Origin of the sequence: Paenibacillus antibioticophila (genome assembly GCF_000455265.1) — a bacterium.
Lineage (GTDB): Bacteria > Bacillota > Bacilli > Paenibacillales > Paenibacillaceae > Fontibacillus > Fontibacillus antibioticophila.
Genome location: NZ_HG005140.1, coordinates 542,183 through 554,094, shown reverse-complemented (window position 1 = coordinate 554,094; position 11,912 = coordinate 542,183). Strand labels below are relative to the sequence as shown.

11 protein-coding genes are annotated in these 11,912 nt (G+C 49.0%); 10 read left to right on the top strand and 1 reads right to left on the bottom strand.

What is annotated here, in order from left to right:
• Positions 1 to 9: 9 nt before the first annotated feature.
• Positions 10 to 1,149, top strand: a complete 1,140-nt coding sequence (locus tag TX85_RS16320; protein ID WP_233500771.1) for a serine hydrolase — start codon at positions 10 to 12, stop codon at positions 1,147 to 1,149.
• A gap of 66 nt (positions 1,150 to 1,215) precedes the next feature.
• On the top strand, positions 1,216 to 1,770 hold the full coding sequence (locus TX85_RS16315; protein ID WP_044480597.1) for a GrpB family protein: 555 nt from the start codon (positions 1,216 to 1,218) through the stop codon (positions 1,768 to 1,770).
• A 94-nt stretch (positions 1,771 to 1,864) separates the two neighbouring features.
• On the opposite strand, the gene TX85_RS16310 is transcribed toward TX85_RS16315, so the two are convergent.
• Complete coding sequence (locus TX85_RS16310) at positions 1,865 to 4,246, bottom strand: GH36-type glycosyl hydrolase domain-containing protein (protein WP_044480595.1); 2,382 nt, start codon at positions 4,244 to 4,246, stop codon at positions 1,865 to 1,867.
• Positions 4,247 to 4,506: 260 nt separating this feature from the next.
• Here TX85_RS16310 and TX85_RS16305 point away from each other — a divergent pair, with 260 nt between their 5' ends.
• From TX85_RS16305 to TX85_RS16270, 8 genes are all read left to right on the top strand, one after another.
• On the top strand, positions 4,507 to 4,800 hold the full coding sequence (locus tag TX85_RS16305; protein ID WP_044480594.1) for an AbrB/MazE/SpoVT family DNA-binding domain-containing protein: 294 nt from the start codon (positions 4,507 to 4,509) through the stop codon (positions 4,798 to 4,800).
• Between the two features lies 1 nt (position 4,801).
• Complete coding sequence (locus tag TX85_RS16300; protein ID WP_044480593.1) at positions 4,802 to 5,194, top strand: type II toxin-antitoxin system death-on-curing family toxin; 393 nt, start codon at positions 4,802 to 4,804, stop codon at positions 5,192 to 5,194.
• A 375-nt stretch (positions 5,195 to 5,569) separates the two neighbouring features.
• Positions 5,570 to 6,043 carry a DUF2975 domain-containing protein gene (locus TX85_RS16295; RefSeq protein ID WP_044480591.1) on the top strand — a complete coding sequence of 158 codons (474 nt, stop codon included), beginning with the start codon at positions 5,570 to 5,572 and terminating at the stop codon, positions 6,041 to 6,043.
• A 10-nt stretch (positions 6,044 to 6,053) separates the two neighbouring features.
• Entirely contained in the window at positions 6,054 to 6,263 is a 210-nt protein-coding gene (locus TX85_RS16290) for a helix-turn-helix domain-containing protein (protein WP_044480590.1), read from the top strand.
• Positions 6,264 to 6,271: 8 nt separating this feature from the next.
• On the top strand, positions 6,272 to 6,856 hold the full coding sequence (locus tag TX85_RS16285) for a hypothetical protein (protein WP_044480881.1): 585 nt from the start codon (positions 6,272 to 6,274) through the stop codon (positions 6,854 to 6,856).
• 143 nt (positions 6,857 to 6,999) lie between these two features.
• Positions 7,000 to 8,598 carry a response regulator gene (locus tag TX85_RS16280; protein ID WP_044480589.1) on the top strand — a complete coding sequence of 533 codons (1,599 nt, stop codon included), beginning with the start codon at positions 7,000 to 7,002 and terminating at the stop codon, positions 8,596 to 8,598.
• Positions 8,595 to 10,373: a cache domain-containing sensor histidine kinase gene (locus TX85_RS16275; RefSeq protein ID WP_044480588.1), complete on the top strand. Its 1,779-nt coding sequence runs from the start codon at positions 8,595 to 8,597 to the stop codon at positions 10,371 to 10,373. Before TX85_RS16280 ends, TX85_RS16275 begins: the two co-directional genes overlap by 4 nt.
• 112 nt (positions 10,374 to 10,485) lie before the next feature.
• A complete protein-coding gene (locus tag TX85_RS16270) occupies positions 10,486 to 11,892 on the top strand; it encodes an ABC transporter substrate-binding protein (RefSeq protein WP_044480587.1) in 1,407 nt (468 codons plus the stop codon).
• The last annotated feature ends 20 nt before the right edge of the window (positions 11,893 to 11,912 follow it).

Here is an 11,912-nt window from a genome sequence, read left to right as displayed (position 1 = left end):
TAGTAAAAATTGCTCATAGTTATTGTGGTTGCTGCATTTATGATCATTGCTCTATTGGCTGTTGTTATGTTGGTTATAGCAAAACGTCAGAATCAGATGAAGACAGAATATGATGTTCTGAGTTATCTCAAGAACAATCCGGATAAAGCCTCGTTGTATATGCTCAAAAATGGAGTCGAGATGATTAGCTATCATGCAGAGGTACAAAGACCTCTGGCGAGTACGGCAAAATTAATCGTAGCTGTTGAATTTGCGCGCCAGCTTGTGAATAAGTCTCTGGATCAGGATGAAGAGATACCCTTGGAGGAACTTCAGCGCTTTTATATTCCGGGATCCGATGGCGGCGCCCATGAAAAATGGATGGAGTCTGTCAAAGCTCAAAATAAAATCATCGAGAACAGGGTCACCCTGTTTGAAATTGCACGAGGGATGCTAATCCAAAGTTCAAATGCCAATATGGAATTTTTAATGCAGAGACTGGGGCTGGATGCTATCAATGCCAACCTGCAGCATCTGTCAATGACCTCTCATGACAGGTTGTTTCCTTTTTCGTCTGCCGGACTTATTTGTTCTTTTGTTCAGGAGCAGGAGAAGATTAGCTTCGAAGAAGCACTGCTAAGCATAGAAGGTATGAGCCGCGAAGAATACATGGCCCATGCTATGAACATTCATGACATATTAGGCAACGGAAAGGATTCCTCTGCAATCAAGCGATGGAACACACGCAAGAGCTATGCCAGGGAGCTGCAGCTCATGGAGTCCCGCAAACAACCTCGGGGCACGGCAAGAGATTACGCCAATTTGATGAGGGCCATTCAAAATGAAACCCTGCTCCCCCATGCGATCAATGGAGTGCTCAAAAGCCTGCTAGAGCAGCCTGTGGATGCTACTAAAATGAAAGAATTCGGGAATAAAGGCGGGTCATCCATTTCTATTCTGACAGAGGCTTTTTATTGTACAGATATAAAGGAAAACCAAATTCAACTAGCCCTGTTTATTCATGAAGAATCCGAGCTGGAACAAATCTGGTTGAGGAAGAAAACACATTTGTTTCTTGCGAAGCTATTAACGGACAGCCTGTTTGAAGAGGAGGTACAAAAACAGTTGTCTGTGCAAGTAGATGACTCGATCAGTCCGAACGGATCATAGCTGCCTACCAGTCGAATGGCAGAGGAGCTTTTAAATAAGGCAATAAGGCAGACAGGAGATGTGAGCATGGAAGAAGTCATTATTTCAGAATACACTTCGGATTGGATTAATGAATTTGAAGAAGAAAAAAATAAAATAAGAATTGCTCTAGGAGATCTTCAGGTCGTCATTGAGCATATCGGCAGCACATCTGTTGCGGGCTTGGGATCAAAACCGACGATTGATATTATGGCGGGCATACCCAGCCTGAATTCAATGAATGAATCCTATATTAAAAGCCTGGACGACATCGGCTATGAATATGTTTATAAGCCGGAATTTCCGGAGAGATTATTTTTCAGAAGAGGTCTGTGGCGAGCAGGAACGCATCACTTACACATCTATAAATATCACGGTCGTAATTGGAACGAGAATGTGTTGTTCAGGGAGTACTTGAAGAGAAATCCTGAAGCAATGAATGAGTATTATCATTTAAAGAAGAAGCTGGAACAGGAATTCAAGCATGACAGAGTAGCTTATACGCAGGGTAAAGCAGATTTTATTACGGATATTATTAATAGAGCAAGCAACGATAGTGAGTTAATCCGATTTCTCAGAGAAAGCAACCTTATCGGGGATTAGCAGTGATGCTTCATTATGAAAAGCTCGCACGAGCAGGGCATTGTGACTTCCCTGCTCAATGCGAGCAATGATGTCTAATCGGGAAGATATCCTATTAGCCCATATAGACGATAACATCATTCGTTTCTTCCATCAGGCTAATTGGAATCAGATTACCCTGAATTTCTTTACCGTTAATGATGAAGCGGGAGACGCCCTTCTCAACGCCGTTCTTGTTCTCTACCTGAATGTTCAGCTTCTTGCCGCGGAATTCCCGTACCATGGAGAACGTCTTCCAGTCCGAAGGAACGCACGGGTTGATGCGCAAGCCGTCAAATTGCGGCTGAATCCCCATAATACCTTCGACCAAGGAGACCATCACCGTTGAAGCGGTGCCGGTGAGCCAGTGGACATGGGCCCGGCCTTGATAAGGGCTGTCCTTGGACTCGACGAACTGTCCGTGCACATAAGGCTCCAGCTTGCGGATTTCCGCTTTATCATTCATGCTGGCCGGACTGCAGTCCAGGAAGTATTCAAATGCACGATCTCCGTTGCCGATCATGGTCTCCGCTAGAATGAGCCACCCTTGCGGCTGGCTGAAAATGCCGGCATTTTCCTTGGTGGAGGCATTGAACAGGGCCATCAGCGCTACAGGCAAGCCGTATTTCCGGAACGGCGGGTAGAATAGCATGGTTCCGTAATCCGTGCGCAGATTCTCATACACTTTGTCCATGGCGAGCTTCGCTTGGTCCGGACGGGCAGCGCCGCTTAGTACGGCCCAGCTTTGCGGATTCAGCCAGATTTTTGCCTCATCGTTCTCCCAGGAGCCGATCGTGTAGTTATCCTCTGTAAAGCCGCGGACAAATTGATCCTTCTCCCAAGCATGCTTCTGAATGTTCCCATCCAGCTCCTCGAGCAGAGTCTGGGCCCACGCAGCATCCTCAGGCTTGTTCTTGTTCTGCGCGATATCGATGAACACTTTAAAGGCCATGTACAGCTGGAAGGCAACGAACAGCGATTCTCCCTTAGCTCCAAGCCGCAGGCAATCGTTCCAATCCGCATGAAGTCCGACCGGCATGCCGTGTGCGCCCATTCGATCGAGGCTGAATTGAAGCGCCTGGCGCAAATGCTCATACACCGTAGCTTCGCCTCGATCCGAATAAGGAATCACCTCGTCCGTGAAATCCCAATTTCCGCTTTCATTTAAATACTTGATGACGGTTGGGAACAACCACAGAGCATCATCGGCCCGATAGTGAGGATGTCCCGTCTCACGCACATATTCCGGATCGTCCGGTGTGCCCTCATGTCCCGGATTATGGTCGAATTTCACGAGCGGCAGACCGCCGCCGTTGGAGACCTGAGCCGAGATCATCAGGCGCAGCCGTTCGAGAGCCATCTCATGATCCAGATGAATGATGCCTTGAATATCCTGCACGGTATCCCGATAGCCAAGTCCGTTACGCAGGCCGCAGTATTGGAAGGAAGCCGCACGGGACCAGATGAAGGTAATGAAGCACTGGTAAGCATTCCAGGTGTTGATCATGTTATTCAAATTATCGCTTGGCGTCTGAACCTGGAAGCGGTTAAGCTTGCTGTGCCAGAAGGTCTTCAGCTCTTCAAGCTCCTTATCCACAACGGACAAATCCTTGTAATGGCTAAGAATTTCAGATGCCCCCTGCTCTTCGTACTGACCGAGGAGGAAGGCAACCTCCTTCTCTTCTCCCGGCTGCAAATCTACATTAATCTGCAGCACCCCGCAGGAGTTGGTGTTATAGTTCAGCGAATTGGCGCATTGGCCGTTCTCCACGGAGGCCGGGTTGCCATAGCCGCGGTAATCGCCGAGGAAGGTATCCCGATCGCCATCGTAGCCCGTTACCTCTGCACCGGCGGCACCGAAGAATCTCCAGCTTTGCTCCTCAGGCGTATTTTCATTGATGACTTGCAGAATCTTATTGTTCTTGTAATAGGTGCGCGAAGTGAACAATGTGTATTGAAGATTTACAGTGTCCTGTTCGTAGTTGTTGCTGTTGGTGAATTCGACGAATCCAAAGAGCGCCAGCTTCCGGGGCTTGGAGCCGTCATTGCGCACCTTCATGCGCCATACCTCATAGGTTTTGTTCATGGGCACATAATACAAGGTCTCCGTCCGGATGCTGTCATATTCCGCAACGATGTTCGTGTATCCGGTTCCATGATGGCATACCGATTTGTACTGCTCCAGGTCCTTGCCTACCGGCTGCCAGGAGCCTGACCAATAATCGCCGTTCTCCAAATCCCGCACATAAATATAGCGTCCAGGCTCATCCTTGGAATTGAAATGATAGCGGATATGCCGTCCGTTCGCGCCGGACTTTACAAAGCTATATCCTCCGGCATTGCCTGAAATAATCGCGCCGTATTCCGGCGAGCCGAGATAGTTCGCCCAAGGGGCAGGCGTATTCGGTTTTGTAATGAGATATTCCTTGTTTTTCTCGTCAAAGTAACCGTATTGCATGACCATTCCTCCTATAAAGTGGATGATAGGCAGGCAATAAACGCGCGTTCACAAAAAGGTGAAGGTTGCCAACCCAATCTAATCATAAGATAGTTTTCAAAACTGTAAAACCTTTATTTGTGAAAAATAACCAAAGGTTAATGAACGAGGGCTTTGAATCCGTAGGGGGTTTTGATAAAATGTATGTATGTTATAAGGTTATTACATTTATAAGTTATAACTTTTGGTATGTAGATCATACTATAGGAGGAACAAATAAAATGAATGGTGTGGTCAAGGTGACGAATGATCAATCAAAGGAGACTCGTTATTCCCGTAAGGTTGGACGGATGGGCAATAGCTTGGGTGTTAGTCTCCCTAAAGCTTTAGCTGAGAAGCTGAATGTTGCGCAGGGTGATGAGATCGAGCTTATTGAAAATGGTCATGGTGAAGTGGTGTTAAAAAAAGCCAGGCAGGGCCGGCTTCCCGATCATGTGAGACCAGAGGTGCTTGAAGCATTCTTTGATGTATTTGAGGAAGATACAGGAATTTTAGAAGACCTGAGGGATCGATAAAATGATTCTTTTTATTACGAAGGAAGAAGTGATATCTGCACACTACTTCATGATGAATCGAATGAATGATGCAGATCAAGCAGGGGTTAGGGATCGTGGACTGTTAGAATCTGCGGTACATCGGCCACAGCAGAGTATTTTCGGGAAGGATGCTTATCCGACCTTATTTGATAAGGGTGCGGCGTTGCTGGAATCATTGGTGAAAAATCATTGCTTCCACAATGGCAACAAACGCACAGCCTATCTGGTTACAAAATCGTTCTTCATGCTGAACGGATACCATCTGCGTATGGAACGGCAATTTGCAGTGGAGTTTATCGTAGATATTGCCACAGGAGTGCATTCCTTTGAAGTGATCTCTGAATTGTTGGCGAAGCACTCTTTAAAAAGATGAGCATCTAAGATAAAGTGAGACTCTCTCACACTATCCGGACGGGCGCTTTACTGCGTCCGTCTTTGCATGTGCTCAATCAACATGTTGCCAGTTAATACATATTGATAGTGAATAATTATTTATTGAAAAACGATAACTAATAAGTATAATCTATATAAGTTCAACTTAAGTAGCTACGCAGAAAAGGTAAAAGTGTGAAGTGTGCTTAAAGAAGCGATAGCGTTCGCCTTTGTGAGTGGAATTCTGCCCATAATTTGATTTAATCAGAGGATTCTGCGAACAACAGCGATCGTAAGAACACTTCACACGTTGCCCCTAGTGTACAATCTTTAGTTGAACTTATATAGATAACGATAACCAAGCGAGGTGCTTTTTGTGAAACGCGAAACGCTATTTTTGAAGGCTGTTATTGTTTTGATTGCGCTCCCGGTGCTTGCCTTGTGTGCATGGGGGCTGCCTTCGATCATCAAGGAAGCAACAGATACTTATCCTGCCGCGTGGGTATTTCCCCTTTTAGTCATCATTTACCTCTCGGCCATTCCATATTTCTGGGCGCTGGTTCAAGCCTATAGACTATTAAGCTATATTGACAAGAACGAGGCTTTCTCGGAATTGTCGGTACGGGCTTTAAGATGGATCAAGTATTGCGGCGCTGCCATCAGTATCTTGTATGCGGCAAGCGAACCCTTCCTCTATTTGATTGCCGAGCGTGACGATGCTCCGGGACTTATTCTCATGGGGATGATCGTCATTTTTGCCTCATTTGTAATTGCGGTCTTTGCGGCGGTGCTTGAGAAGCTCCTGAAAAACGCCATCGATATCAAATCCGAAAATGATTTAACGGTCTGAGGTGAAGACAATGGCGATCATAATTAATCTTGATGTCATGTTGGCAAAGCGGAAGATGAGCGTGACAGAGCTGTCGGAGCGGGTTGGAATCACCATGGCGAACCTTTCTATTCTGAAGAACGGCAAGGCGAAGGCGATCCGTTTCTCTACGCTGGAGGCGATTTGTCAGGCGCTGGAATGCCAGCCCGGAGATATTTTGGAATATCAGGATGAGGAGTAGCGGGTATGATGACTAAGGAACGAACCATATATCTTCTTCTCTCGGATACGGGGACGGTATTGAACAGACTGATTAAGTGCTACACGGGACAGCCTTATAATCATGCTTCCATCGCTTTTGACGTCGAAATGACCGAGGTATACAGTTTTGGACGGAAAGTCGCATACAATCCTTTTATAGGAGGCTTCGTCCGGGAAGATCTTCATTCGGAGCTATTTAAGGAGGCGGCATGTGCCGTCTACGCGCTCTCTGTTACCCCTGATCAGTATCAGAGGATGTATCGGTATGTCCAGCGCATTGCCGCTCAACAAGAGCGGTACCGCTACAATTTTATAGGCTTATTTGGCGTCATGCTTAATACACCGACCAAGAGAGAGCATGCTTTCTTCTGTTCGCAGTTTGTAGCCTCTGTCTTCATCGAAGGCAAGGTAATGGACCATGTCAAGGATCCTTCTCTGATCGAACCGGGCGAGCTGCCGTATTTCGCCGACTGCCGATTGCTCTTTGAAGGCAAGATAGAGGAGTATCAAACAAAAATAATCCACCTTTCTAACTTTAATACTCTGTTGAATTCCGGATGCAGCATTATATAATGATCCTATACGCCCCACTTATGTGATGGCGTTTTTTTTATATAAGCTAAACTAAGGGACTCGCACGTTGCCTCTAGCGTACAGTCAATAGTTTAACTTATATCATAACGACGTACAGATAATTCAGACTGGGGGTTATGCGGTTGAAAATACTGATCGTAGATGATGAGCCAAGGCATCTGAGAGGAATGATGAATCTGATTCAACAATTGCGGCCGGATGCTGAAGTCACGGCTGCGAAGGACGGCACCGCTGCGCTGGAGCAGGCCCGAGAGGACTGCCCCCAGGTCATCCTGACCGATATCCGGATGCCCCGCATGGATGGATTGGCCTTTCTGGAGAAGCTTAAAGAAGAAAGGATCTTTACTAAAGTTGTTATGGTATCCGCTTACAATCTATTTGAATATGCGCAGAAGGCGATCCGCCATGGCGCTTATGATTATTTATTGAAGCCGGTGGAGGTCGAGAACGTGGAACGATTACTCGACCGGATCGAGCTTCAACTCAGTATCGAGTCGCTCCAGCGCAGGGAGGCGGAGGAATTGAAGCAACGGCTGACCCTTGCTTCCTCGGCTTACCGCAGCAGGCTCTATCTGTCCTGGCTGAGCGGGAGCTTGACGCCATCCGAGCAAGAGGAGATAGACGAGATGGACTGGCTGCAGGGCGGGGGACTGATGATCTATTCCGAGCTAAAGACCGCCGGGGCCGATGAACAGCATATCGGCGAGCTTGCCTATTTGCAATGTCTGGAGCAAGGCTGGTCGAAGCTGGGAAAGGCGTTGACGATTCCCCGGAGCGGCTTTCAGGATCAGACACTCCGCGCGGTCACGATTGTGCGAACGCTTCCGCTTGCTGCTCCGTCTCTGGAGTCGTTGATCCGTTCAATCGCCCTATCCCTCTCCGCGGAGCTGTCAAGAAACGGCCGGCTAACGCATGGAGTCAGCTCGTATTGCGAGTCAATCGTGAGCGAAGGACCTCAAGCGTACCGGGCGGCCCGGGAAGCCAATGAGCATAACTTCTTTGCCTGCTGGGAGGGACTGTTTCTGTATGATCAGCCTCGCAGCTCGCATCAACCGATCCCGGTGGATTCGGAGAGGCTATTCGAAGCGCTGCTGGACAATGAGCCCGAGATTGCGATCAATCGCTGCAGGACAGCCTTCGCGCGGTTATCGGAGGCCGGTCATGCACATCCTGCGCTGATCAAGGAACAGGCTTCTCTGCTGCTCGTTAAGCTCAAGAGTAGAATACACGAGCTTGTGGACCGGAAGGTAAGCAGGCAGCTTACGCAGACGGCTTCGGCGCTTGTTCAGGCCTGCGGATCGTATGAGGAGCTCATGGACCGGCTGGAGCTCAGCTTGCGGGAGGTTCATCATGCGCTAAGGCAGTCTCAACAGGACAAGAACGAGATCATCATCGCCAATTGCTTGAGATGGATTCGGGAGCATATAAAAGAGGATTTAACGCTCGAGCGGGCTGCGGCGCACTTTTTCTTTAACCCGTCCTATTTCAGCACATTCATCAAGAGCAAGACGGGAAGAACCTTCTCCGAGCATGTCACGGCGATCCGAATGGGCCGGGCCAAGGAATTGCTCGCGGAGAATAAGCTCCGAATTTACGAAATCTCCGCAGAATGCGGATATCAGGATACAAAGTATTTCTGCCGCGTGTTCAAGAAGCATCACGGCATATCGCCAGAGGCTTACAAGCATACTTCACTTCCGGAAAGGAAGCGTAAGGAATGAAGACAACCTTCCGTTCGCGAATTTTGGCAAGCTATATTTTTCTGATCGCGGTTCCGCTCATCCTGCTCGGAGTTGTGTATTATCGGACGAGTCTGCAGGTGGTGACAGAGCAGGCGCAGCGAAACGTGTATGAGATCGTCAAGAAGAATAATGCGCTCATGGATACGAAGCTGGGAATCATAGAGCAGAATAGCTTGGCCCTCTTCGTAGATAAGGACTTGTTCCGTGTATTCAGCAAGCTGGATCCCTCCAATGCAGCGGATATTTTCGACGCGGACCGCCAGGTCTCTTCAGTACTGAGCAAATATTTCACGTTGAACGAGGATGTCTATGCTTATCAGTTATGGACATCCTATTTCACCTTTGGGCAGATGCTGCCGCAGGGGGACCCTACCCGATCCGATGTCTATCGCAAGGCACAGGAGGCCGGAGGCAAAATTGTCTGGTATCCCACCTATGATTTCGTAGACATGTTTGATCAGCCCTATTTGCAGGAGGGTAAGCTGGATTTCCGCCATTTATTCTCTGCGACGCGGTATCTGGACTTCTCTCATCTGGATAATACGACACTCGAAAAGATGCCCCCCGGGGTAGAGCGTCCTGTCCTCACGATCAGCTTCAAATTGGAAGCCTTAAGGTCTCTCTATGAGGAGAGCTTTCCTGAAAATTCCCGCTATTTGGTGATGAATGCGGATTATCAAGTCGTTGCGAGCAGTGATCCCGAGAAGGTTGCGAAGCAATATAAAGAACCCTGGCTGGAGCAGGTGCAGCTGGAAAATAGCGGAACGCTGAGAATGACGCTCGACGGAGAGGCGGTCATTGTCTGCTTCGATCGCTCGTCGGTTACCGGCTGGATCTCGGTAGTGTGGACACCGGAATCGACGCTGGTGAGCAGCCTGGTGCCGGTCATCCGGACGTCGAGCCTGCTGATGGTGGTTGTTATGGGCATCTTGGCCATGGTGTTTGCTTATTTTATGGCGGACCGGATTACCAATCCGATCAAGAAGCTGCTAGGCGCTATGCGCTCTGTAGGGGGAGGCGACTTTCAGACCCAGGTCGCGTATCACAGTAATGACGAATTCGGCATTTTGCTGCACCGCTTCAACCGCATGAACGAACAGATCCGGCTCCTGGTGACGGAAAATTACGAGATTAAGCTGAGGGAGCAGGAGGCGGAGATTCAGGCGCTCAGCATGCAGATGAACCCGCATTTCCTGTACAACACGCTGAACGTCATGAACTGGACAGCCATCGAGAACGGGCAGAAAGAGCTCAGCAAAATGCTCGTCTGCTTATCCAATATGCTGCATTATACCTCGCGCAAGGACTGGGGAGCCGTTCATTTGTCGGAGGAGACGGAGTGGATGAGCAATTATTTTTACATTATGGGGGCCCGGTTTGAGGATAAGTTTACGGTGAGCTATGAGATTGATCCGCGGCTGTATGAATATAAGGTTCCGCGCCTGCTGTTTCAGCCATTTGTTGAAAATGCGCTCCTGCACGGCTTCGATCAGATGGAGACAGGGGGCGTTATTCACATCCGCGGCTGGATCGAAGGCGACACCAGACATTACGAAATTGCCGACAATGGGCGGGGAATGAGCGATGATACGGTGTATGCCATTCTGTATCAGGAATCCTCCTCGATCGGTATCAAGAACATGATTGCCCGAATCCAATTGATGTATGGCGGGGAGTACGGCATCTCGATCAGCTCTGCGCCGGGGTCGGGGACAAGCGTCTTGATTCGGCTTCCGTTGCATCCCCAAAATTAGTCCACCATTCCAAAGACCTTCGGGTTATGTAAGCGCTGCCTTAGAATCTATAATCAAGTCATCATAGACTGCAGCTATGAATTCAAGGATGTAATCGAGAGGGGTTCAGAAAATGAAGCGACAAAAGAAGTCGGTCTTGGTCCTCGCCGCTTTGATACTTATGTTCGTTACCGTCATGACCGCTTGCGGCAAGCCCGGCGCGGACGGCGGCTCATCCTCGCCTTCGGGATCATCCGGCGAAGCCGGTTCGAAGGAGAGCATCACACTGCGCATGACCGTATGGGGCTCGCCGGAAGAAGTTGCGGCCTACAAATTCGGCATCAAGCGTTTTGAAGAAAAATTTCCGAATATCAAGGTTGATCTGCAGCATATCGCGGCTGATTACGATACGAAATTGACGACGATGGTAGCGGGTAACGACGTGCCGGATATCGCGATGATGGAATCGGCCAGTATTGCTTTTCCACTCGCAGAGCAAGGGAAGTTTTACAATCTCCAAGAGTTCCTCGATAAAGATGAATTTATCAACGTGGACAGTCTCGTCCCGAACATTATTTATTCGCTGGAGCCAGGCAATGTGATCGGCATCGGGCCCGGACCGGAATCCTTCGGCCTGTTCTATAATGAAGACATTTTCAAGGACGCCGGAATCGACCCCCCGCCTAGCAAGCTGTCTGAAGCCTGGACCTGGGATGAGTTCATCGAGGTGGCCAAGAAGCTGACTGTCGATTCGAAGGGCAGAACAGCTGATGACCCCGACTTTGACCCTAAGAATATTAAGCAATACGGGGTCAGTGTCTCGACCTGGTGGGGCGTGTACAGCAATTTCATTTACTCGAACGGCGGAGATTTCGTCTCCGAGGACGGCAAGAGCTTTGCTCTAAATCAGCCGGCTGCGGTAGAAGCGCTGCAGAAAATATCGGACATGATGAACGTGCATCATGTGTCGCCTTCCCCTGTGCAGGCAAAGAATATTCCGGCAACCAACGTCGCGCTCCAGACGAAGAAGGTCGCTATGGCGATTGACGGGCAATGGGCAACCGCTGGCCTGGCGCAGTCGAATTTCAACTTTAACGTAGGGGTTATGCCTGTCCTGAAAGAGCCGGTAACGACCGTCGTCTGCGGTATGTTCTCGATGTTCAAGTCCACGAAGCACCCGGAAGAAGCCTGGGAGCTGATGAAGGCCTTGATTGATCCGGAGGCCTCGATCGAGATGATTACGAGCGGCACCTGGATGCCGTCATACAAGAATTGGTACACCGAGCCGGATTTGCTTGCTAAATGGACCGAGAATCTGGATGCACGGCCTTCGGGCTATAATGACGCCATCGTTGAAGTCATCCTGACAAAGGGTCATCAGACGCCTACCGGCTATGTGAAGAACTTCAACAAGATCATGGATATCGTCAATCCTGCCTTGGATAAAGTATGGCTTGGCCAGCAGACGGCGCAGGAAGCGATGGATTCAATCGCCGCCAAGGCACAAGAGCAGGTCCAAGGGCGTCGGGACATCAAGTAGTCAATTCGATGTGGATGCAA